21 protein-coding genes and 1 pseudogene are annotated in these 23,757 nt (G+C 57.9%); 13 read left to right on the top strand and 9 right to left on the bottom strand.

What is annotated here, in order from left to right:
• Position 1 precedes the first annotated feature (1 nt).
• From AC1DWM_RS13770 to AC1DWM_RS13750, 5 genes are all read right to left on the bottom strand, one after another.
• The gene (locus AC1DWM_RS13770; RefSeq protein WP_223513845.1) at positions 2-1,462 is read right to left on the bottom strand and encodes a GntT/GntP/DsdX family permease; all 1,461 of its coding nucleotides are present in this window, start codon (positions 1,460-1,462) and stop codon (positions 2-4) included.
• Positions 1,463-1,650: 188 nt separating this feature from the next.
• A complete protein-coding gene (otnC, locus tag AC1DWM_RS13765; RefSeq protein WP_223513841.1) occupies positions 1,651-2,289 on the bottom strand; it encodes a 3-oxo-tetronate 4-phosphate decarboxylase in 639 nt (212 codons plus the stop codon).
• Positions 2,286-3,578, bottom strand: coding sequence for a 3-oxo-tetronate kinase (gene otnK, locus AC1DWM_RS13760; protein ID WP_477795412.1), 1,293 nt, complete (start codon positions 3,576-3,578; stop codon positions 2,286-2,288). The genes otnC and otnK overlap by 4 nt, the downstream gene beginning before the upstream one ends.
• A gap of 10 nt (positions 3,579-3,588) precedes the next feature.
• Complete coding sequence (gene ltnD, locus AC1DWM_RS13755; RefSeq protein ID WP_477795463.1) at positions 3,589-4,581, bottom strand: L-threonate dehydrogenase; 993 nt, start codon at positions 4,579-4,581, stop codon at positions 3,589-3,591.
• Between the two features lie 422 nt (positions 4,582-5,003).
• Positions 5,004-6,284, bottom strand: a complete 1,281-nt coding sequence (locus AC1DWM_RS13750; RefSeq protein WP_477795411.1) for a diguanylate cyclase domain-containing protein — start codon at positions 6,282-6,284, stop codon at positions 5,004-5,006.
• Here AC1DWM_RS13750 and AC1DWM_RS13745 point away from each other — a divergent pair.
• The 8 genes and pseudogenes from AC1DWM_RS13745 to ppk2 all read left to right on the top strand — a co-directional run.
• Positions 6,270-6,383: pseudogene (locus AC1DWM_RS13745) on the top strand (RidA family protein); the annotation flags it as partial. The gene AC1DWM_RS13750 and the pseudogene AC1DWM_RS13745 sit on opposite strands and share 15 nt — an antisense overlap.
• A gap of 107 nt (positions 6,384-6,490) precedes the next feature.
• A complete protein-coding gene (gene ahr / locus AC1DWM_RS13740; RefSeq protein WP_477795410.1) occupies positions 6,491-7,522 on the top strand; it encodes an NADPH-dependent aldehyde reductase Ahr in 1,032 nt (343 codons plus the stop codon).
• A 34-nt stretch (positions 7,523-7,556) separates the two neighbouring features.
• A complete protein-coding gene (locus AC1DWM_RS13735) occupies positions 7,557-8,165 on the top strand; it encodes a trimeric intracellular cation channel family protein (protein WP_223513827.1) in 609 nt (202 codons plus the stop codon).
• 93 nt (positions 8,166-8,258) lie between these two features.
• Positions 8,259-8,555, top strand: a complete 297-nt coding sequence (locus AC1DWM_RS13730) for a hypothetical protein (protein ID WP_223513824.1) — start codon at positions 8,259-8,261, stop codon at positions 8,553-8,555.
• 337 nt (positions 8,556-8,892) lie between these two features.
• Complete coding sequence (locus AC1DWM_RS13725; RefSeq protein ID WP_223513820.1) at positions 8,893-9,264, top strand: DUF3302 domain-containing protein; 372 nt, start codon at positions 8,893-8,895, stop codon at positions 9,262-9,264.
• 3 nt (positions 9,265-9,267) lie between these two features.
• Complete coding sequence (locus tag AC1DWM_RS13720; protein WP_477795409.1) at positions 9,268-10,227, top strand: HlyD family secretion protein; 960 nt, start codon at positions 9,268-9,270, stop codon at positions 10,225-10,227.
• Between the two features lie 149 nt (positions 10,228-10,376).
• Positions 10,377-12,131 (top strand): SulP family inorganic anion transporter, encoded by a 1,755-nt coding sequence (locus tag AC1DWM_RS13715; protein WP_477795408.1) that lies wholly within the window; start codon positions 10,377-10,379, stop codon positions 12,129-12,131.
• 113 nt (positions 12,132-12,244) lie between these two features.
• Positions 12,245-13,063, top strand: coding sequence for a polyphosphate kinase 2 (gene ppk2, locus AC1DWM_RS13710; protein WP_477795407.1), 819 nt, complete (start codon positions 12,245-12,247; stop codon positions 13,061-13,063).
• A gap of 22 nt (positions 13,064-13,085) precedes the next feature.
• On the opposite strand, the gene AC1DWM_RS13705 is transcribed toward ppk2, so the two are convergent.
• Positions 13,086-13,427 carry a potassium channel family protein gene (locus tag AC1DWM_RS13705; RefSeq protein WP_477795406.1) on the bottom strand — a complete coding sequence of 114 codons (342 nt, stop codon included), beginning with the start codon at positions 13,425-13,427 and terminating at the stop codon, positions 13,086-13,088.
• A gap of 94 nt (positions 13,428-13,521) precedes the next feature.
• Here AC1DWM_RS13705 and potE point away from each other — a divergent pair, with 94 nt between their 5' ends.
• Entirely contained in the window at positions 13,522-14,862 is a 1,341-nt protein-coding gene (gene potE / locus AC1DWM_RS13700; protein WP_477795405.1) for a putrescine-ornithine antiporter, read from the top strand.
• Between the two features lie 48 nt (positions 14,863-14,910).
• A complete protein-coding gene (locus AC1DWM_RS13695; protein WP_477795404.1) occupies positions 14,911-15,816 on the top strand; it encodes an amino acid ABC transporter substrate-binding protein in 906 nt (301 codons plus the stop codon).
• Positions 15,817-15,901: 85 nt separating this feature from the next.
• Here the strand turns inward: AC1DWM_RS13695 and AC1DWM_RS13690 are convergent, their stop codons facing one another.
• From AC1DWM_RS13690 to AC1DWM_RS13680, 3 genes are all read right to left on the bottom strand, one after another.
• The gene (locus tag AC1DWM_RS13690) at positions 15,902-17,518 is read right to left on the bottom strand and encodes a mechanosensitive ion channel family protein (RefSeq protein ID WP_477795403.1); all 1,617 of its coding nucleotides are present in this window, start codon (positions 17,516-17,518) and stop codon (positions 15,902-15,904) included.
• A 302-nt stretch (positions 17,519-17,820) separates the two neighbouring features.
• Positions 17,821-18,021 carry a YbdD/YjiX family protein gene (locus AC1DWM_RS13685; RefSeq protein WP_046027284.1) on the bottom strand — a complete coding sequence of 67 codons (201 nt, stop codon included), beginning with the start codon at positions 18,019-18,021 and terminating at the stop codon, positions 17,821-17,823.
• An 11-nt stretch (positions 18,022-18,032) separates the two neighbouring features.
• Positions 18,033-20,093, bottom strand: coding sequence for a carbon starvation CstA family protein (locus tag AC1DWM_RS13680; RefSeq protein WP_477795402.1), 2,061 nt, complete (start codon positions 20,091-20,093; stop codon positions 18,033-18,035).
• A 307-nt stretch (positions 20,094-20,400) separates the two neighbouring features.
• On the opposite strand from AC1DWM_RS13680, the gene AC1DWM_RS13675 reads away from it, so the two are divergent.
• The 3 genes from AC1DWM_RS13675 to AC1DWM_RS13665 all read left to right on the top strand — a co-directional run.
• Positions 20,401-21,768, top strand: coding sequence for a cache domain-containing protein (locus AC1DWM_RS13675; protein ID WP_223513775.1), 1,368 nt, complete (start codon positions 20,401-20,403; stop codon positions 21,766-21,768).
• 33 nt (positions 21,769-21,801) lie between these two features.
• Positions 21,802-22,434 (top strand): response regulator, encoded by a 633-nt coding sequence (locus AC1DWM_RS13670; protein ID WP_223513772.1) that lies wholly within the window; start codon positions 21,802-21,804, stop codon positions 22,432-22,434.
• Between the two features lie 78 nt (positions 22,435-22,512).
• Positions 22,513-23,757, top strand: a 1,245-nt coding sequence (locus tag AC1DWM_RS13665) for an efflux transporter outer membrane subunit (protein ID WP_477795401.1), incomplete at its 3' end; no start/stop codon positions are given.

The raw sequence follows: 23,757 nt of genomic DNA, 5'->3' as shown, positions 1-23,757 counted from the left end.
GTCAGACAAAAGGCCAGATCAACAGCGTGATGCAAAAGCCGAGCGTTCCGAGCAAGGTAGTGATCACCGTCCAGGTGCGCAAACCGTCAGCGACGTTCAATCCGGCCAGTTTGGTGAAAATCCAGTAACCGGCATCGTTGATGTGCGACATGGCCAGCCCGCCACCACCCATGGCAAGACAGAGCAGTGCCATATGATTGGGGGTCAGGTTAAGGGTGGCGATCAGTGGGCTGATGATACCCGCTGTGGTGACCAAGGCGACTGTGGTGGAGCCCTGCACTGCGCGCAGCAACATGGTCAGTAGAAAACCCAGAGCCAGCACTGGCAACCCGGTGGTACGTAACAGATCAGAAACCACCGCACCTATGCCGGTGTCCACCAGCACCTTGCCGAACACTCCACCGGCACCGGCAATCAGGATCACCATGGCCACGCCGGGCAACGCGGAACCGATGACATCGGACACTTGAGTGCGGCTCCAGCCACGACGGGTACCGAGCAACCAGGCACACAGCAAAGTGTCCAGTAACAGCGCCACCAGCGGTGCACCGAGCACGGTCATCACCGCGCGAAGTGTCGATTCGGGCGGCAGTAGCGAGTTGGATAGCGTGCCCAAGAGAATCAGGATGATCGGCAACAGGATCAGACTTGAGAGCAGAGCGAAACCGGGTGGCGGTGCGGGCGGAAGTTTGGCAACAATACTGCTGGTGGATTCCTCAAGTCCCATATGAGCCACTGCAGCAGCGGCTTTTTCGGTGTTGGTCCCATTACCGTTCGTCCACGCCAACAGGTCTTCATTGGTCACATGAGGGCCATAGACTTCAGCACGGATATCATCGGTCATCGGATAAAAACGACGAGTCATGCGCCCCGCCACTCGGTAGCCGACGTAGCACAGGAATGCTGTCATCGGCAGGCCGAACATCAGCACTCGACCGAGGTCGGCACCCAATTGACTCGCAGCAGCCACGGCACCCGGATGGGGTGGTAAGAAGGCATGCACGGTGAGCAGAGCCGCACACATCGGCAAGGCAAACATCAGCAACGGCTTACGCGCTCTACGAGCGACACCATAGGCCAGCGGCATGAGGATGATCACGCCAACCTCGAAGAACACCGGCACACCGATGATAAAACCGGCAACCGTCAGCGCCAATGGCGTACGGCGATTACCAAAGCGCTCGATCAAGGTCTTTGCCAAGGACTCGGCACCGCCGGACAGTTCGATGATCCGTCCGATCATCGCGCCTAGAGCGATGATGATCGCGATGTGACCGAGGGTCTTGCCCATCCCGCCTTCAATGGTCGCAACCAGATCAGCCGGCTTCACCCCGGCGACCAACGCCACCAGAATACTCACCAGCATCAAGGCCACGAACGGCTGAAACTTGTACTTGAGCACCAGGAACAGCAGGAGCGCGATCCCTACCCCGGCGGTGGCCATCAGAATGAGCGGGCTCATACCAAAAGCCCTCCACACCGTACAGCGGAGACTCGGTTGCCACTGAAAATATAAGGAGTGCGGTCAGGGTGTGTCATACAGGTAAGTCCTATTGTTATTGTTTTTCAGGCAAGCCGATTTCCACAGGAGTCGTACTGCATCTCCCGGGCATAGCCTGCGTTAGCGGTGTATCGAGTGAGTCCGGCGACCTACCAATGGACGCCGAAAGCATCTCGTAACTCGTCCAGAGCGGACTGATCCAAAGGCTCGGGGCGCGGGTTGCTCATCAACCACAGTCGTGCGGTTTCTTCGAGTTCTTCCAGGGCGTAACTGGCCTTGGACACGGTGCTTTCCCAGACCACCGGCCCGAGACGTTCGAGCATCACCCCTCGCACACTGTTGGCGAGTTGCGCGACTTGTTCGGCCACCTTGGGGGAGCCAGGCCGCTGATAACCAATCAATGGAATGTGCCCGACCTTCATCACTTGGTAAGGCGTCAACGGTGGCAGAATGTCATTCGGCTGCCAGACACCGGCCAGGGTCAACGCCACCAAATGAGTGGAATGGGTATGCACCACGCCACCGACTCCCGGATTGCGATCGTAGACCTGACGATGCAGGGCCAAGGTCTTGGACGGCTTGTCGCCAGAGACCCACTCCCCCGCCAGGTTGACCTTGGCGATGGCGGTCGGGTCGAGGCGGCCGAGGCAGACATCGGTGGGCGTGATCAGCCAGCCATCGTCGAGACGGGCACTGATGTTGCCAGCGCTGCCCACGGTATAGCCGCGCTGATATAGGCTGCGACCGACGTCGCAAATTTCTTCGCGCAGGGCATTTTCATCGCTCATTTCGCATCTCCGGCCAGTTGTTTGAGTGCCTTGTCGAAGAAGTCCCGGCAACCGAAGTTGCCCGATTTGAGTGCCAGCGCCAACGGCTCATCCGTACTGCTGACGGTCGCTGGTACACCCGGATCGATCTGTGCGCCGATCTGCAGCAGTTGCACCCCCAACGCCTGAACCACGGCGCCCGATGTTTCCCCGCCTGCAATCACGAAGCGACGCACTCCACTTTGCCGCAGCCCATTTGCAATGTCGCCAAAGGCGCGTTCCACCAGACTGCCTGCTTGTTCGACACCCAATTTCTGTTGCACCGCCTTGACCTCATCCGGCGAACTGGTGGCGTAGATCATCACGGTCTGTTCATTGTCCTTGGCGAAAGCCAAGGCTTGCGCAACGACCGGTTCGCCGGCAGCCAACGCCAATGGGTCAATCCGCAAGGCAGGCCGACCGGACTCAAGCCACGCCGCAACCTGCCCATTGGTAGCGACAGAAGCGCTGCCGGCCAGAACCACTTCGCCACCTGACACAGCAGGCAATGAAGAGGCATCAAAATCCCGTAGTTTGCCGGCTCGGCGGAAGTTTTCCGGCAGACCCAAAGCCAAACCTGAACCACCGGTCAGCAAGGGCAGATCGGCACAGGCCGTACCGAGGGTGTAGAGATCCTGATCACACAGCGCATCGGCGATGGCCATGCCGATACCTTGCGCTCGCAGTTCGGCGAACTTTTCCCGCACTTTCTCTGGGCCTTGCGCGATGCTGTCGTAGCGTAGCAACCCCACTTTCAGAGTGGTTTGGGATTGCAGAACCCGTACCAGATTGGCATCGGTCATGGGCGTCAGGGGGTGATGCTGCATACCTGACTCGTTGAGCAATTGATCCTGTACAAACAAGTGCCCGCGAAAGATGGTTCGACCGTTTTCCGGGAATGCCGGACAGGCCAGGGTGAAATCACTGTCCAATGCTTTGAGCAACGCCTCGCTGACAGGGCCGATGTTGCCAGCCGCCGTCGAGTCGAAGGTTGAGCAATACTTGAAGAAAATCTGTTCGCAGCCTTGCGCCCGCAACCAGTTCAACGCAGCCAGAGATTCTGCGACGGCATCAGTGCTGGGCGTGGTGCGAGACTTCAGCGCAATAACGATCGCATCTGCATCGAGCCCTGCTGCCACTTCGGTGCCGGGAATACCAATACTCTGCACCGTGCGCATGCCGCCGCGCACCAGCATATTGGCGAGATCCGTGGCGCCGGTGAAGTCATCGGCGATGCAGCCCAACAAAGGGCGCGCAGTGGAAAGAGTCATGGAGCGGTCCTCAAACAGATTCAGGCTTGGCAGTCGGTAGTTCTATGCCCGGGAAAATCTTGATCACTGCCGAGTCATCTTCGCGTCCGAAGCCGGCACTGGACGCCTGCATGAACATCTGGTGCGCAGTGGCTGACAAGGGCAACGGGAATTTGCTGGCCCGGGCGGTATCGAGCACCAGACCCAGATCCTTGACGAAAATATCGACAGCGGACAAAGGCGTGTAATCAGCCTTGAGAATGTGCGGCACACGGTTCTCAAACATCCATGAATTACCCGCGCTGTGGGTGATCACTTCATACAACGCATCGGCATCGACCCCTTCGCGCAACCCCAATGCCATGGCTTCAGCAGAGGCGGCAATGTGCACACCCGCGAGCAACTGATTGATGATTTTGACCTTGGAACCCAAGCCATGAACGTCTCCCAGGCGATAGACCTTGCCGGCCATGCCCGCCAGGATTGCATCCGCTTTGGCATAGGCTGGAGTCGGGCCGGAGGTCATCATGGTCATCTCGCCGGCCGCCGCTTTGGCGGCTCCACCGGAGATTGGCGCATCCAGATACAGCAGACCTTTGTCGGCCAGGCGTTGCCCAAGATCTACGGCATAGGTCGGAGCCACAGTGGCACATCCAATCACCAGGCTCTCAGGACGTAACGCCGCAACCGCGCCGCCTTCACCAAACAACACCGTTTCAGTCTGTTCGGCATTGACCACCACCGTAATGATCACATCGCACTCACCCGCCATCTGCGCGGGTGAGGTGCATGCAACACCTCCCTCGCTGGCGAACTGTTGCGTGACTGCTTCACGCACATCACAGGCGTGCACATTGAAGCCGCTACGCAATAACGAGCGGGCAATGCCCAGTCCCATAGCGCCAAGACCGATAACGCCGACATTTTTATTGTTCATGGGGTGCTCCTGAGAAAAGCAGCGGTTGTATCCGCGCCAGAAAGGCGCAGGTGACTGTCCGCGTTTTTGAGAGGTTGATGCCGGGATCGATTGTGACTGACATGTCTGCCCCTTGAATGGGCGGGAGTAAATCTGTGGGCGCCTTGTCGAACATCGTCACAATCCTGTTTTGTATTGTTTTCAGGTTGTCATTCGGGTCGAGTAGATAATCCACCAATGAACGGATTGTGTGAAGTGTTTTTTTCAAAATAACATTTTTTAACATCGATAGAGATGCGTGGTCGTACGCTCACCCTACAGAGATCCTTGCTACTTTGACGATGCGCTCTTCCCGGCAGGGAGACAGGGAGGACATAAAAAAACCCCGGCAGGGAGGACCTCCGGGGTTTTGCTTTTTCTTTTGGCCAGACATCGGCCTGGCTGCGGCTCACAATTGGACCAACACATGATTGAAACCGATCGGGATTTACATCGCTTACACATGGCCTTGGGCTAAAAACTTTTTGCCCTCAAACCTCTCCAGAGACCGCACGACACTCAGTCAACGCAACGCCCTTGCGTCCTAGTTGCTTGACGCCATACATGGCCTGATCCGCCGCCTTGAGCAAGGTATCCAGACTCTGGCCATGCAGGGGGCACAGCGAAACGCCGATACTGCACGAGAGGGTCAGCTCTCCTGCGCTTGTTGCAACCGGTTGCGCAATGGCTTCCAGCATTCTCTCAGCTCTGTTTTCAGCACATTCCGTATCGGTGAAATTCGCAATCAGAACCACAAATTCATCGCCACCGTAGCGAGCGACGGTGTCACACGAACGAGTGCTCTGAAGCATGCGTTTGGCGACCGCCCGAAGCACCTGGTCGCCGACCTCGTGGCCGTACTGGTCGTTGATTTCCTTGAAGTGATCCAGGTCGATCAACAGCACAGCAAACGGAACGCCGTATACGTTCCAATCGGAGAAGGTCTGTTCAAAACGATCGGCGAAGAGATAGCGATTAGGCAATTGGGTGAGCACGTCATGGGTGGCAAGATAAGCCGAGCGTTTGTGCTCGAGCTCTGCCCTTTCCAGGGCCTTGAAATGCCGAATCAATACCAACGGCATTAGCACGAGAGCTCCTGCCAGAACCGCGAGGATTATCACTGTTTGCGCAGTCAGCGCATCTCCTAAGCGCAACTGACGCTCAAACGACAATGTCATGGGTTGTGAAGCACTGCTGATCTCGACCCGCTCAGCCAGACGCGCAAAGAATAGGCGATCCAGGAAGCCGGCTTCTTCGGTCTGCGTTGAAAACACATCGCTTTCAGATCCTGCGGTGGTTTTCAGGACTGCGCTGATGTGAACCAGGGGATCAACGTTCGCCTGACTCACCGCATCCATTAACGAGCCTGTCTTGAGTAATAGCAAAGACACCATCGTGCTACCGAAAAAATTCGGCGGTGCGTTTTCTCGCGCTTGTTCAGGGCGGCTGACTGACTGCATCAGAATGTAAGCGTTGCCCCCCTCATACATCGAGAAAACCGGGGATACGACGGGCTTCAGATTATTTTGGGTTCGAGCCAATGCGTAGGTGCGGCGTAACAGGTCTTCAAAAGCAGCCTGCTCAGCGATGGGGACCGCCCTCGCCGCCTCAAGCATATAAATGTGGGGATAGGCAGATAAAACGGCTGCCGCATAACGAGCGGCTGCTTGCGTATCACTCTGGTCAACGGCCTGAAGAAATGCCGAGAACCCGGCCAACACCGCTTCATTGGTATCAAGTTGATTGCGCACAATGGGGGTAACGCGTTTCACCCGACGTTAACCGCCGTCGGCGTGACATGGCTCGATGGTTTCCAGTTCGAGATCAAGGTGATCCCCAAGCTTACCGACTCTACGACGGGCCAATCCTGATAGCGGCTTGCCCCATTCATCAGCATCCGAGACAACGGCAAGCGCCCCGCTACACTTCCTTATCTGCGCCGCGCCTCCCTAGCGGCTTCCTGATCTGGAGGGACTCCATGAGCGACAGCACCGAACTCACGACATTCACCGGTTGGGCCGCAACGACGGCCGGCGCGCCACTGGAGCGTCACAGCTATGATCCCGGTCCATTGGGCAGTGAAGAAGTGGAAGTCGCCGTGGAATATTGCGGCGTTTGCCATTCCGACCAGTCGATGATCGATAACGAATGGGGTATCAGCCAGTACCCGTTTATCCCCGGTCACGAAGTGGTTGGCCGTATTGTCCGCGTGGGCCCGCAGGTCCGTGGTCTCGAAGTGGGACAAAGGGTAGGCATTGGCTGGTTGAAGGGCAGCTGCATGCATTGTTCTTCCTGCATCGAGGGCTCCCACCAGCTCTGCAACACGGCCAAACCCACCATCATTGGAAGTAACGGAGGCTTTGCCGACAGGTTGCGTTCGCACTGGGCCTGGGCACTACCGATTCCGGACGGACTCGACCCCTCCATGGCCGGACCTTTGTTCTGCGCCGGCTCGACGGTGTTCAACCCGCTGGTGGAATTCGGCGTCAAGCCGACTGACCGGGTCGGCGTGGTGGGCATCGGTGGCCTGGGTCACCTGGCCCTGCGCTTCCTTAATGCCTGGGGCTGCGAAGTCACGGCCTTTACCTCGTCACTGAACAAGCAGGATGAAGCCAAGCGCCTTGGTGCGCACAACGTCATCGCCTCGACCGACAGTAACGCCGTGAAATCCATTGCCGGCACCCTGGATTTTCTTCTGGTCTGCGCCAGCGCCGACCTCGATTGGCCAGCCATGCTCGCCACTTTGCGCGGCAAGGGGCGCCTGCATTTTGTCGGCGTCGTGCCCAGTGCCATTCCGGTGCACGTGTTCGATCTGATTCCCAGACAAAAGAGCCTGTCCGGCTCACCGGTGGGCTCACCCAGTAACACGGCAACCATGCTGGAGTTCTGCGCACGTCATCAGATCCTGCCGCAGGTCGAACTGTTTCCCATGAGCCGGGTGAACGACGCGATCGATCATCTGCGCAGCGGCAAGGCGCGTTACCGCGTCGTGCTGGACGCCAGTAAATGACCGACTGGCACCGAAATACGTGACGGAGTAACGGATGCTTTATTTTCAGCAAATGTTGGGCACCGCCGTGTTTGCCATTACCGGGGTGCTGGCTATCCAGAAGGCGGGGGTCGATGTGTTCGGAGCCGTGGTACTTGGCATCATCACCGCTATCGGTGGGGGCACCATCCGCGACCTGTTGCTCGATCAACCGATTTTCTGGATTGCCGACTTCAACTACATTTGGGTCGCGTTGATTGCCGGACTGCTGGCTTTCTTTCTCACCAAGCGATTCCAGCAACGCTATCGGTTGTTGCTGTACCTCGATGGTTTTGCAGCCGCACTGTTCGCAATAGTCGCTACCGAGAAAGTGCTGGGGTTTCATCTTGCTGCACCTTTCGCCGTGATGATGGGCGTGCTGACCAGTATTGGTGGCGGTATCGCGCGTGACGTGCTGGCAGGGAGAGTCTCGTTGTTGATGTCACGAGAGATCTACGCCACGCCGATCCTGCTCGGGTGCACCCTCTATGTCTTGTTGCGCGATGTATTCCCGACAATCCAGATCGCCGGCTGGATTGCCTTGATATTCACCTCGGGCTTGAGATTTCTTGCAATTTACAAAGAGTTGCAAATGCCGGCGATTCTCTCCACCAGGCAGGGTTAAGGTGCACGGCCCTTATCTGGACGCCTGCTATAGTCAGGCAGAGTGGAAAGGCAATCGTTGCTGGTAAAAAACAATCTATTCTGGAGTTTGGTTATGCGAATCATTGCGCCCCTTGTGTGCACATTTCTGTTCTCCCTGGCTTTGCCATCGCTGTCCTTTGCCGCTGCAAATTGCGAAAACGCGGGCAGTGCAAATGCCGCCAAAAACTGTGTGAAATATAACAACAATCAAAATGGCAATGCCGGCAAAGGTAATTGCAATGGGAATGGCAATTGCGGCGACAAAGCCAAGGACAAGGCCAAAGACTATGATGATGATCACGCGGTCAATTGCATGGACATCAATAACCTCACCCTGCGCCGTCAATGCCTTGATAAGCGCAGAGATTGAATGACGAATGCCGTGAGTGCGGTTCTCCCGGCGAACGAATCTGTTCGCCCTTGCCCTGCAGCCTCACCACAAACCCCAGGTTGGCGCTGTTCCAAAGTGCTCCACGGCCTTCACGGCAAAGCACTGACGGTGGCAGAAAACGACCTAGATCACAGCGACAATTAGGGGGATCCTCTCGCTCGCCCGCAGGTTCTGTCACAGGCTGGGAGTCAGGGTAAGCCTGCGTTGGCTGAAAATTGAATTGCCGGAGTTGTTATGCGTTGTTTTGAACTGATTTTTCATAAAAACCGTGACTACACTGAGCCGAGTACATCGCTTGTGCCAGGAGGGGGCGGTCATGCTTGATTACTTCGCGTTAGGCCTATTGTTCTTTGTCGGTCTGGTCCTGTTCTACGGGATCATCGCGCTACACGACATTCCTTATGAAATTTCCGTACACCGCAATCACCCGCATCAGGACGCTATCCATGCAACCGGTTGGGTCAGTTTGTTCACCCTGCATGCGCTTTGGCCATTTCTATGGATCTGGGCGATGGCGTACCGGGAAGACCGGGGCTGGGGATTTGGTGATGGCAAGTCACCGCAAGTTCATGTCGCTCATCTGGAGCAGCAGGTTGCCGACCTGCAAAGTCGTATAGAACGGCTGGAAGGGGCTGCCGGCACCGCACGGGACAAACCCGCGTCAGACAATCGCGGTGAGGGAATCTAAGCCATGGATCTTCTGCTCGTTTTAACCTATGCGGCCATCTGTACCGCCATCTTCAAGATTTTCCGCATACCGCTGAACAAATGGACGGTACCTACCGCCGTGCTCGGCGGGATCCTGATCGTGGGGGCAATGATCTTCACGATGAACTACAACCATCCGTACTCCGAGGTTGCTCGCTCTTACTTCGTCTCCGTGCCGGTGGTTCCTGTGGTCACTGGCATGGTGATCGACGTGCCGGTCAAGGGTAACGAGCCTCTCGAAAAAGGCGATGTGCTGTTTCGTATCGACCCTGCCCCGTTCGAGTACCGGGTCAGGTCCATCAAGGCACAGTTGGTCTCGGCAAAAGCTGATCGTGCTCGAATCACTGAACTGATCAAGCGTAACTTCGGTACCCAACGTGAGCTGGACGTCGTCATTGCTCGATCCGACGACTTGCAGGCACAGTTGGAAAATGCTCAGTATGAACTGGACAACACCACCGTTCGCGCGCCCAGCAAAGGCTTCGTGACCCATGTTTCCTTGCGTCCGGGAATAATGGCTACCAAGTTCCCCTTGCGTCCGACCATGGTGTTCATTCCGGAAGAGGGGCATTACTTTGCCGCGTGGATGCGTCAAAACAGTCTGTTGCGCTTGTCGGTCGGCGATGAAGCGGAAGTGGCCTTCGACGGCATTCCCGGCAAGGTGTTCGAGGGACGGGTCAAGAGCGTCATTTCCGTCATCGGAGAAGGACAAGTACAGCCTTCCGGAACGCTGATCAGCTTCACCGGCTCACCGCCGGCAGGCCGGGTACCGGTCACTATTGAAATCACCGACCCTGACTATGCCCAATACAGCAGCCAGATGCCCGGCGGCGCTTATGGGCAGGCGGCGATCTACAGCCAGCACTTCCACCATATCGCCATGATGCGAAAAATTCTGCTGCGCATGGCTGCATGGATGAACTACATCTTTCCATTCCATTAAGAAACGGCTGACGCCCTCTGCAATAGGGGGCGTCACCCCTCCTCTGTCTGCCCCCGGACCGACTGAATTTTTAGTTTCAGTGACTACACGTCACCGTTGAGGTGGCGCGTGGTCAGCTGAACTGTGCGTAAAAGGAGTTGAAGCATCTCATGAGTCAACAACGTAGCGATCTGGATGATCGGCTTTCAGGATTAGCCACCCGGCGGGCCGCGAGCCGCCTGCTACCGGAGTGGATGGGTCACTATCGACGAGCCTGGTTCAAAGGCGATGTCATTGCGGGGCTGACCGCCGCGGCCGTGGTCATTCCCAAGGCACTGGCGTACGCCACCATTGCAGGCCTGCCGGTGCAGGTCGGCCTCTATACCGTGTTGGTACCGATGGCGATCTACGCCGTGCTCGGCAGTTCGCGCCCGCTCAGCGTCAGCACCACCACAACGCTTGCCATCCTGGTCGCCTCCGCACTGGGGCAGATCAGCCCGTCCGGCGATACGGCGACTCTGTTAGTTGCCTCGGCTACATTGGCCTTTATGGTTGGCGCCATACTGGTCGTGGCAGGAATGATGCGCCTCGGTTTTGTTGCCAATTTCATTTCAGAACCGGTGCTGGTGGGTTTCAAAGCCGGCATCGGGATTGTCATCGTGCTCGACCAGCTACCCAAGTTGCTGGGCGTCCACTTCGAAAAAGGCGGTTTTTTGCACAACGTGCTCGCCACCTTTCAGGGGCTGGGGCACGCCTCATTGCCGACCGTGGCAGTCGGTGTGTTCATGGTGCTGATTCTGATCGGCATGAAGCACTTTACCCCGCGATTGCCGGCGCCGCTGATTGCGGTCGCGCTCGGCATCGTCGGCATGAGTGTGCTCAATCTGGAGCAATTGGGTGTGTCAGCCGTGGGGATTGTTCCCATCGGGTTGCCCGCGTTGACGCTACCCGATTGGTCTATCGTGTCAGAACTCTGGCCGTTGGCGATGGGCATTGCGCTCATGAGTTTTACCGAAACCATCGCGGCGGGACGAGCATTTGCCCGCAGTGATGAACCCGCACTGCAACCCAACCGTGAGTTGGTGGCGACAGGCCTTGCAAACCTGGGTGGTGCGTTTCTTGGGGCCATGGCCGCCGGGGGTGGGACCACCCAAACGGCCGTCAATCGCCTGGCCGGTGCGCAATCACAACTGGCGGGGTTGATCACTGCCGGGCTGGCACTGGGGACGTGTCTGCTTATCGCACCGTTCATCGGTTTGATGCCCAACGCCACGCTCGCGGCCGTGGTGATTGTGTATTCGATAGGCCTGATCCAGCCTTCGGAATTTCGCGACATTCTATCGGTGCGCCGCACCGAGTTTATCTGGGCGATTGTGGCAATGGTCGGGGTCATGTTGCTCGGCACGCTGCAGGGTATCGTCGTAGCGATCATTGTGTCGTTGCTGGCGCTGGCCTATCAGGTCTCGGACCCACCCGTGCACATACTGGGGCGCAAACCCGGCACCAACATCTATCGCCCGCCATCCGTCGAGACTGACGACGATGAACACTTTGAGGGGCTGTTGCTGCTGCGACCTGAAGGTCGCATCTTCTTTGCCAACGCTGAACGCCTCGGTTCGAAAATTCATCCGTTGATCGTGGAGGCAAAACCCAGCGTTGTGATTCTCGATCTGCGCAGTGTTTTCGATCTGGAATACACCGCCTTGAAAATGCTAACGGCGGCAGAACAGCACCTGCGGGAAAAGGGCATTTCGTTGTGGCTGGTGGGCATGAGCCCAAGCGTTTGCGCGATGGTCAGCCATGCGCCGTTGGGCCACGCTTTGGGCAACACACGAATTTTCCTCAATCTGGAGCAGGCCGTTGCGCGCTATAAGAAACAGCACCCATCGACAGTGAATTTCGCACGCTGCCCGGCAGGCGGGTGACTTGCGTCATCTTGCCCTTGGGAAATTGAACTACCCTTTATTCGCAAGTCGTAGCGGTAATTGCCAGCCGGTACGCACCGTATTCAAAGCCACCCTGAGGTTGAAGTATTACGATGAAAAAACATGATCGTGAAATAGCCGACTCCGCGGAAAAAAAAGCCGACGGGCTTAGCCGCAAAGACTACGAAGCCCAGCTGAAGACCCTGCACGTCGAGATGGTCAAATTGCAGCAGTGGGTTGTTGCCACGGGGGCCAAGGTGGTGGTGGTTTTCGAAGGCCGCGATGGCGCTGGCAAGGGCGGCACCATCAAGGCGCTGACCGAGCGCGTCAGCCCGCGGGTGTTTCGTGTGGTGGCCTTGCCGGCACCGTCCGAGCGAGAAAAAAGCCAGATGTACCTGCAGCGCTACATGCCGCACTTTCCGGCGGCCGGTGAGGTCGTGATCTTCGACCGCAGTTGGTACAACCGCGCGGGCGTCGAGCGGGTCATGGGGTTTTGCGACGAGAAGCAGGTGAACAGCTTTTTGGCGGTGACGCCGATGTTCGAACGTCTTATGGTCAACTCCGGCGTCCTGCTGTTCAAGTACTRGCTGGAAGTCAGCCCTGAAGAGCAATCCCGGCGCCTCAAGGAACGCATCACCGACGGACGCAAGATCTGGAAGCTGTCGCCGATGGACATCAAATCCTACAACCGCTGGGACGACTACACGCGCGCCCGTGACGAGATGTTTGAAGCCACCGACAGCGAATGGGCGCCCTGGTATGTCGCCCGTTCCGAAGACAAAAAATCCGTACGGCTGAACGTGCTGACTCACTTGCTGGAGAACATTCCCTACAAAAAAATCAAGCAAGAAAAAGTCGTTCTGCCCAAACGTAAAATCGGCGGCTACAAGGCCGCCAACTACCCGTTCAAATACATCGCTGAACCCTACTGAGGGTTCAGTGCGACGCGGCGGCCTATTCCTCGGCTTGGGCCGCCCGCGTGGTCTCTTCGATGGCCCGGATACTGATTGCCGCAAAGATCGCCGTCATCAGCACGCCGTTGAAACCGAGCGCGATTGAAAGGATACGCGCGAGGGCCGTTTTCGGTACCAGGTCGCCGTAACCGATGGTCAAGCCGGTCACGAACCCGAAGTAGATACCGTCAAACGGCCCCCACCCTTCCAGTTGGCCGATGATGATTCCGAACAGCACAATCGTAAACAACAGGATGGAGAATATCGGCCAGACTACAAGGAAGTAAAACCACACTGTTTTGTAAAACTCTCTGCGGACGTGCTTTGCAAAGGAACGTTTCATGTCATGAGTTTCCTGAGATTTACGTTGGCGACAGTTGATTGCGTGGGTACCGACACCTGACAGCTTGGCACAAGTGTGAAAAAAGGAGATTTCGATGGCCGACTCAAGCAAAAAAATGAGCCTCGTGGGGCTCACCACATTGGTGATGGTCAACATGATGGGGTCGGGCATCATCATGCTGCCGACGAGCATGGCTCAACTCGGGGCCATTTCATTGCTGTCATGGATCGTCACGGCCGTCGGTTCCATGGCGATTGCTTACTGCTTTTCCCAATGCGGTATTTACTGTCAGCGCTCGGGCGGATTATCCGCCTACACCGAAGAGGCGCATGGCAAATCAGGATTTTTCCTCTGTTCGTATCTGTACTTTCTTTCGCTGGCCATTGCCAACGTCGCCGTCGCCATCTCCGCCGTGGGTTACATGACCTCGTTCCTGCCTTGGTTGGGCAGCGGCGCAATTCCCCTGTTTATCGGTACGGTGGGCCTGCTGTGGTTAACCACCGTGGCCAACTTCGGCGGCCCCGGCATCACCGGCAAAATCGGGGCAATTACCGTCTGGGGAGTGATCATCCCGGTGGCGGGGCTGAGCATTATTGGCTGGTTCTGGTTCAAGTCTGATGTCCTGGTTTCCGCCTGGAACCCGAACAACCTCACCAACTCCGAAGCGATCAGCAAGGCAATTCCGCTGACCCTCTGGGCTTTTCTGGGCATGGAGTCCGCGGCCCAAGCCTCCGATGCGGTTGAGAATCCCAAGCGCACCGTACCGCTCGCCTGCCTGTTCGGCACACTGGGCGCGGCCGTGGTTTACGTGCTGTCGACGACCGTCATCCAGGGCATCATTCCCAATGCCGAACTGGCCAACGCTTCGGCGCCCTTCGCACTTGTCTACGCGCAAATGTTCAATCCCATGGTCGGCAATATCATCATGGCGCTGGCAGTGATGGCGTGTGTCGGGTCGCTGTTGGGGTGGCAGTTCACGCTGGCGCAAACGGCGAAAATGACGGCCGACCAAGGGATGTTTCCGAAACTGTTCAGCAAGGTCAACGCCCGCAATGCCCCCCTCATGGGCATGCTCGCCTGTGGTGTGTTGCAGACACTGATGGCCTTGTCGACCATCTCACCCAATGCCAGTGCCCAGTTTGGCAAACTGATCAATCTTGCCGCCGTGACCAACCTGATCCCCTATGTGACGGCGCTGACCGGGCTGCTGGTCATGATGTACAAGGCCTCGGTGCCGCCGAAGGTCTACCTGCGTAATACCCCGGCGTTGCTGATCGCGGTCGCCTATTCGTTGTACGCCCTGCATGCCTGTGGCAAGGACGCCGTGTTCGGCGGCGCCCTTGTCCTGGTGTTTGGCTACCCGCTCTACGGCGTGCTCGCCAAGCGCTTTGCCGTTGTGTCGGCAACCGCTCAAGCCAAGGCCGACAATCCATAGGCGTGGTTTTCTGGACAGCACTGACATCTGCACACGGGGAATCGGGACATGAACGGACAACGAACCAAAACCACCGCACGCCTGTTTGCCTGCCTGCTGCTGATGGTGTCGCTACTGGCCGGTGCCAACACCCTTGAACGCGTGCGTTCGAGCAACACGTTGACCCTCGGCTACCTGCCGGATTTCGCCCCTTTCAGCTTCAAAGAAGGTGACAAGGTCCAGGGGTATGCGATCGGTCTTTGCGAGAAAATTGCCGACAAGGTCAAGGCCGAGCTGGGGTTGCCCGATTTGCAGGTGCATTACCAGGCCGTCACCGCCGCTGATGAGATCAGTGCCGTCAGTTCGGGCAAGGTCGACATCCTCTGCACGCCGACACCGCGGACACTTGAGCGACGCAAGTCAGTGAGCTACTCGGTGCCGATTTACACGGCCGGCCTCTCGGTGGTGGTGCACCAGGATGCCCCGGCACCGCTGTTGGATGTACTCAACGGCAAAGTCGCCCATACCGGACCGACCTGGCGTGCAACCGTCAACCATGGGTTGACCAACCAGACTTATGTCACCACGAAAGGCGGCGTGACCGAGGCGTGGATACGCCAGCAGATGCGCTTGCTCGGCGTGGTCGCCACACTGATCACGGTCGACACCACCGCCGCTGGCCTGGAATTGGTCGCCGAAGGTAAAGCGGATGCCATGTTCAGCGAACGGATGTTGCTCAGGAACCTCCTCGACAGCCATTACCCCACCGGCAATCTGGTCCTGTTGCAACGAATTTTCGAGTACGCCCCGACGGCCATGGCGGTGCCGCGTGAAGATGAAGATTTCCGTCTGCTGGTCGACACCACGCTGAGTGAAATGTACCGATCCGGCGAGATTGAACAGGCGTACGACAAGTACCTGGAAGGCGCCAGCGAAACGACGAGAAAGCTGTTCAAGGTCTATGCACTGCCCTAGCGTCCACCGCACCAGCAACTCCAGCCCTCGGTGACGCCTCGACCCCTAGTGTAAAAGGGTTTTGTCGTCACAATGTCCAGCGGTATCAACGCTCCTTCGGTTCTTGCGCAGGCGCAGTAAACCACTTGTCTCTGGGCACCCATTTTTCATCCTTGGGATCGCCCAAATAGTGCGGCGACATGATCTGTACGCCGTGTTCGTTGAACACATCCTGAATGTTGGCGTGCAGCATGCTCAGCAAAACGGCGCGCGGCCGAGGCTGACTGGGAATGGCCTGGGCCACTAGGCGATACTCGGGATAAAAATCCGACAACGCGGTTTGAAACACCTGCGCCGGCGGTACTTCGAGGACGCCAGGGGTGCGTCTGGCCGCTTCCAGCAACATGGCCTCGACCTGCCGCCATGGCGTGTCGTAGCCGATGGTGACGACGGTATCGACCACATAGCCTGGGCCTTGTACGGTTCGCGAGTAGTTCTTGGTGACCGTGCCGGTGATCATCGAATTGGGCACGGTCAGCACTTCGCCCAGACCGGTGCGAATACGCGTGGTGAACATACCCAGCTCGGTCACCGTGCCTTCATACTCGCCGATGCGCACGAACTCACCGGGGCGCAGCGTGCGGGTGTACGTGAGGATCAACCCGGCGGCGGCCTGGCCGACCACGCTGGAAGCGCCCAGCGAAATCATCAGGCCGATCAACACCGACAAGCCTTTGAAGGCATCGGTGCCGGCGCCCGGTAAATAGGGATACGCCATGGCCAGGGCAAACAGCCAGATCGCCAGCGACGTCAGGCGCTGGGTCGGTTGCAGGGTTTCAGCGTTCAGCCAATTGAGGGTGCCGGGGGCGGCCATGCGTCGCAGAATCCGGCGACTGAATGCGGTTGCACCACGTGCGATGAAAAAGATGGCCAGCGCCACGCCCAGACCGGGTATGGCACCGACGATCCCTTGCAGCAAATAGTCGGCAACTTCCAGCAGGTAGTTGTTGAGGCTTTCGCCCCATGGCCGGGTATAGGGGAAACGCGACAGGACAAACCCAAGCCACTCATACGTGAGCAGCAACACGATGGCCCAGCGCACCGCCTCCAGCAGACGGGTGACCAGCGGATACAGGTAATTGGCGTCGACCAGTTGGACGCGCCCTACTTTCAGTGCCTGAGTGTGCCGGTCCATCAGCTCGGGCAGTTTCATCATCATGCGTCGCCGCAAATACGCCATGCCCCAGAGCAGCGCGACATAGATGAACGTGGCCAATGCCCCCGCGGCCACGGACCGGAGTATCAACCGCAGGCTGCGTGCTTCCTGGGTTTCAGCCACCACCTGACGGAGCTTTGCGGCCGCACTGTCGGCGGCCTCCTGGACCGAGGTGAATTCCACGCTGTCGACATCGTGGGGTGACACGATAAAGGCACGCCGGGCCCCTAATAACACCAGGTAACTGTTCTGGATCGGGTCGACGGTAACGCTCAGATCATCTGTCTCGTCCAGCGCCTCGCTGATCACCGCTTTAGCGCGCTTGACCCGTGTCGCCGGCGCTTCGCCGAGTATCGTCGCGCGAAACACCATAATGCTGCGGTTGGCCACTTTCAGTTCAACGGCAGAAGAAGGATCGACCGTTGTCGATACGTCTTCTGCCCACAGGAGCACCGACCAGAACATCCCGAATACAGCCGTCAAAATCGCGAGCGAATTGCTGCGCATGTGTCACTTCCTTACGTCACAACATTCAGGACTGAGTTTCGTATCGCAGCGTAGTTCACCGATGAACGGTTGTCAGATTTCAGCGGATGGCTGTTGTAGCCGCTGGCGAAGCCTGCTGCTACTCAATTACTCAACTATCAGTTCAATCGAGACATATGGATCTCCAGCTCCTGAACCTCGGCCTGACCCTATAGCTGTGACTATGCCTAAGCCTTGAGCTGTGCAACGGATGTTTATACACGAGCATAAAAAACCCGGCCTCATCAGCCGGGTTTTTCATGCGCTCTATTCAAGGGGAGCAATCAACAGCAGCGTGTCTGCCCGTTCCCTCCCCCGTAACGGGCTTCCTGGCGCTCTCTAAAGAACACTTCGTAGCTCATCACCGGTTTGTCCGGGTGTTTGTTCTGCATGTGCTCGACGTAGGTGTCGTAATCGGGCATTCCCACCATCAGGCGTGCGGCCTGACCGAGGTATTTACCGAGGCGACTCAGGTCATTGAACATAAACCCATCCCCTATCGAGCCTGCGGAATTGCCTGAAATGGCGCTTCTTTATCCGTGCGTTCTTTGGTACCCCAGGCGGCGATACCGACCTTGAGGGCAAAGAACAGAATGCTGAAGACCACGAACAGAAACAGCGCCGTCAGCGTTGCGTTGGTGTAGGCGTTGTAGATCACATGCTGCATCTGATCAATGCTCTTCGCTGGCGCCAGCACCTGACCGTTGGCCAGTGCATCGCTGTACTTCTTGGCCAGGGCCAGGAAACCAATGGCCGGGTTGGCGTCGAACAGTTTGATGAAGCCCGCGGTCACGGTGCAGATCAGCAGCCAGACTGCCGGCAGCATGGTGACCCACACATAACGCTGGCGCTTCATCTTGATCAGCACAACGGTCGCCAACATCAGCGCGATACCGGCCAACATCTGGTTGGAGATTCCGAACAGTGGCCACAAGGTGTTGATGCCGCCCAATGGGTCGATTACGCCTTGATAGAGCAAGTAACCCCACATCGCCACGCAACCGGCGGTGGCGATCAGGTTCGCGGTCCAGGAATCGGTGCGCTTCAGTGCCGGCACGAAGGAGCCGAGCAAATCCTGGAGCATGAAACGACCGGCACGGGTGCCGGCATCAACGGCTGTCAGGATGAACAGCGCTTCAAACAGGATCGCGAAGTGGTACCAGAACGCCATGGTGTTTTCACCCGGCAAGACGTGGTGCAGGATCTGCGCGATACCGACTGCCAGGGTCGGCGCGCCGCCGGCACGGGCCAGGATAGTGGTTTCGCCGATGTCTTTGGCCACCGCTTGCAGGGCTTCCGGGGTAATGGCAAAGCCCCAGCTGCTGACGGTTTGAGCGACCGAAACAGCATCAGCGCCGACAAGCGCCGCCGGGCTGTTCATCGCAAAGTACACGCCTGGCTCGATCACCGAGGCGGCAACCATGGCCATGATGGCGACGAACGATTCCATCAACATGCCACCGTAACCGATGTAACGGGCATGACCTTCACTGGCCAACAGCTTCGGCGTGGTGCCGGAAGCAATCAGCGCATGGAAACCCGAGACCGCGCCACAGGCGATGGTGATGAACAGGAACGGGAACAAGCCACCTTTCCACACCGGACCCGTACCGTCGATGAACTGGGTCAGCGCCGGCATTTTCAGATCGGGCATGGTCACCAGAATGCCGATGGCCAAGGCGACGATGGTACCGATTTTCAGGAACGTCGACAGGTAGTCACGCGGGGCTAGAATCAGCCATACCGGAAGTACCGCTGCGACAAAACCGTAGCCAATCAACATCCAGGTGATCTGAATCCCGGTGAAGGTGAAGGCCTTGGCCCAGACCGGGTCAGCAGCAATCTGCCCACCGAGCCAGATCGAACCCAGCAGCAACAGCACGCCGACCACAGAGATTTCACCGATGCGGCCCGGGCGGATGTAACGCATGTAGATGCCCATGAACATCGCAATCGGGATGGTCGCCATCACCGTGAAAATGCCCCATGGGCTCTCGGCCAAGGCCTTGACCACGATCAGCGCCAGCACCGCGAGGATGATGATCATGATCAGGAAGCAGCCAAACAGCGCGATGGTGCCGGGGATGCGGCCCATTTCTTCACGGACCATGTCGCCCAGGGAACGACCGTTACGGCGAGTCGACATGAACAGGACCATGAAGTCCTGAACGGCCCCCGCCAGCACGACGCCGGCGATCAGCCACAGCGTACCGGGCAGGTAGCCCATTTGCGCTGCCAACACCGGCCCGACCAGAGGCCCTGCGCCGGCAATGGCCGCGAAGTGGTGACCGAACAGTACGTGTTTATTGGTCGGCACGTAGTCCAGGCCATCGTTATTGATGACCGCGGGCGTGGCACGATTGGGGTCCAGTTGCATCACCTTGGTGGCGATGAACAGGCTGTAATAGCGGTAGGCAACGAGGTAGATGGCGACGGCTGCGACTACGATCCAGAGGGCGTTTATCGCTTCGCCGCGGCGCAGGGCCACGACACTTAGCGCAAACGCTCCCAGAACAGCCACGGCAAACCAGGCGAGGTGTTTAGCCAGACGGGGCATAGCGTGTCTCCTGCCGACAGCCAGTGGACTGCGGCGGTAATTTTTATAATTGTGTCCGCGGTGCGGAGCTGGCCCAATATCCCCGCAAGCCGTCTACAAATAAATCCGCGTTACTACGTACGCGCGGTCTACGTAGTTCTACGTAGGCGGAGTTGATCCCCTGTGGGAGCGAGACCGGCTTGCCGGCGAAGGCGGTGAATCAGACGACATGGATGTTGAATGACAGATGGCATTCGCGAGCAGGCTCGCTCCCACAGGTTTTGGCCTATGATGCCGGGCCTTTGCTTTCCCTCGGTCAGGAGCCAGGATGCAGCTCAAACACAAAATCGTCGCGCTCGGGATTCTGCCGCTGGTGTTGGCCATCGCGGTGATCTGCGCGCTGGTGATTTCGCTCAACCGACAACTGGGCGATCAACAGGCGCAGCTGATCGAAGACAGTATCCTGGCCAGCAAGCGTGCTGAACTCAAGAACTACGTCGAAATGGCGCAAAGCCTGATCGCGCCGCTGTACGACGACGGCCACGGTGACGCGCACGCCCAGCAACAAGTCCTGGAAGAATTGCGCAAGCTCAGCTTCGGCATCAATGGCTACTTCTTCGTCTATGACCGCGAAGGCCGCAGCCTGATGCACGCGCGCCAGACCGAACTGGTGGGCAAGTACCTGTGGGACATGAAAGACCCACATGGCTTGCCGGTGATTCAGGCACTGCTCAAAAGTGCGCAATCAGGCGAAGGCTTTCAACGCTATGCCTGGAACAAACCCTCCTCCGGCCAGGTAACCGACAAGCTCGCCTACGTGGTGATGCTGGACCATTGGGGCTGGATGCTCGGCACCGGCATATACCTTGAGGACGTTGAACGCGCCACCCAACAGGCGCGTGACGAAGTGGCTCAGGGCATCCGCAAAACCATGCTGGCGATTGCTGTCGTGGCGCTTGTGGCCGTGCTGTTTGTGTTTGCCAGCGGCATGACGCTGAACGTCAGTGAGCATCGCCTGGCGGATAAAAAGCTGCAGCGCCTGACGCAGCGTATCGTCAGCTTGCAAGAAGAAGAGCGTTCACGGGTGTCCCGCGAGTTGCACGACGGCATTAGCCAGTTGCTGGTGTCGATCAAGTTTCGCTTCGAACTGGCCAGCCATCTGCTGGAAAATGAACAAGGACATGACAAAGGGTTGAGCACGTTGAAGGACGCCACCGAACGCCTGGGCGAAGCCATTGGCGAGGTCCGCAGCCTCTCGCACGACCTGCGTTCTTCGTTGCTCGACACCTTGGGCCTGCCAGCGGCGATCGGCCAACTCGCTGCCGAATTCGAGCAACGCAGCGGTCTCAAAGTGACGTATGACGACAATGAATTCGACTGTCACCTGGTCGATGGCGCGGCGGTCGCGCTGTTCCGGATTGTGCAAGAAGGCCTGACCAATATCGAACGCCACGCTCAAGCCAAAAACGTTTCCATTACCCTGCACGGCGCTGAAGAATCAGTACGACTGAGCGTGGTGGATGACGGTATCGGTTTCAACGTCGCCCAGGTCGAACGTCGCCATGCGGGCATTGGCCTGCGTAACATCCGTGAACGTGTCGAGCATTTTGGCGGACGTTTCGAGCTGATATCGATGCCTGGCAGAAGTGAACTGGACGTGCAACTGCCAATGAAAGCGCCCGCAGCGAAACGCTGACTTACCCCTTTACAACAAGAGTGAACACCCGCGATGAACCTGCCCTACCCGATCCGCGTCGCCCTGGTCGACGATCACTCCCTGGTCCGTGACGGGATCAAAGCGCTGTTGGCGGTCATGGCACCCCTGGAAGTGGTGGGCGAAGCCGAAAGTGGTGCGCAGGCGATCGAGATGGTCGGGCGCTGCCAGCCGGATTTGTTGCTGGTCGACATCAGCTTGCGCGACATGAACGGCCTGGAACTGACGCGCGTGTTACGCAGCCAGTACCCGTCGCTGAAGGTGCTGGTGTTGAGTATGTACGACAACTACGAATACGTGAGCGAGTCTGTTCGTGCGGGCGCCAGCGGCTACGTGCTGAAAAATTCTCCGTCGCGGGAAATCATTGCGGCCATCGAAGCCATTGCCAGCGGCGGCACGTTCTACAGCGCCGAAATCGCCCAGCGGTTGATCGCCGATAAAAGTACGGACAACGAGCTGACACCGCGCGAGAGCCAAGTGTTGTACAAAATGGCGCAGGGCCTGAACAACAAGGAAATGGCCCGAGAACTGGACATCAGCGTGCGGACGGTCGAGACCCATCGTCTGAGCATCCGCCGCAAACTCAATATCGACAAACCCGCGGCACTGGTCAAATACGCGATCGATCATGGAATTATTTCGCGGTAATAAAATAAAACGTCGACCGCTCGACAATACTCTCGGACGTCTATGCTCCAGTAATCTTTCTTGGCTGGACACAGCGCAATGCCTTCAGGTCTATACCTTAAGTTGCAGCCAGGCCGTCTCTTTCTGCTGGGATCGCTGGCCCTGAGCGGTTGTATTCAGCTGGGACCGAACTTCCAGCCGCCGGCTGAGGAGTGGATCAAGACATGGGACACCCCTGCCCTCGAGCAATCCAGCCAACGCGGGCCTAATCCGGATCTGCGGCAGTGGTGGCAAATCTTCCACGACCCGGTTCTCAACAAACTGATTGCACAAGCGGATGCTTACAACTCCAGCCTTAAAATTGCCGGTTTGCGCGTCATGGAGTCCCGCGCCCAACTGGGCATTACGCAAGCCGGGCTGTACCCGCAATTTCAGCAAGTCAGCACTGACAATTTGTACATTGACCGTCACCAATATGGTGGCAACAATCCGCAGGACACCAATTTGTGGCAACACAGTGCCGCGTTTGATATCGCCTGGGAGCTCGACTTCTGGGGGCGTTTCAGTCGCGCCATCGAGTCGGCCGATGCAGCTTATTTTTCCTCCCAGGCCAACTATGAAGACGTCCTGGTATTGGTGCGTTCCCAGGTGGCGGACACCTATTATTTGTTGCGCACCACAGACGCCCGTTTGCGTGTCGCGCGTGAAAACGCCGCTCAGCAAAAGCGCAATTTCGAGATCACCGAAAAACTGTTCAACAGCGGGCAGGATGCCGAACTCGATCTGCAACAGGCCAAAACCCAATACTTGGGCACGTTGGCCACTATTCCCGCCCTCCTGGACCAGTTGCAACGCACGCGTAATGCCTTGGCCGTGCTGATCGGGCAACCGCCTGGCAGCCTGCCACAGGTGATCGATAACGACACCCTGGTCCCGCTGGTCGATCGCGCCGTGCTGCAAGATGTACCGTCCAACCTGCTGCTGCGCCGGCCTGACGTACGCGCCGCCGAACTCAACGTCGCCGCCCAAGGTGCGCTGGTCGGCGTGGCCGAAACCGATTTCTATCCGTCGCTGACGCTGCTCGGCAGCATTGTCTGGTCGGCGGACTCTCTCAATGGCACATCCAGCAGCCTGGACCTGATCGGTGGTCCCAGTCTGCGCTGGAATGTATTCGATCACGGGCAGATCGCCAACAACGTGCGCGTCCAGGACGCGCGGTTGCAGCAGTTAATCGAAGCCTACCGCGATAAAGTTCGCCAGGCCGCTCGCGAAGCCGATGATGCGGCCAACGGCCTGATCCAGTCACTGGAGAGCGAACGCATCCTGCGCGACGCCGGAGGGGCT

It is taken from the genome of Pseudomonas sp. P4_C8 (assembly GCF_056401975.1).
Note: the sequence above shows the minus strand (reverse complement) of the source record. Positions and strands in the feature narration are given on the sequence as shown.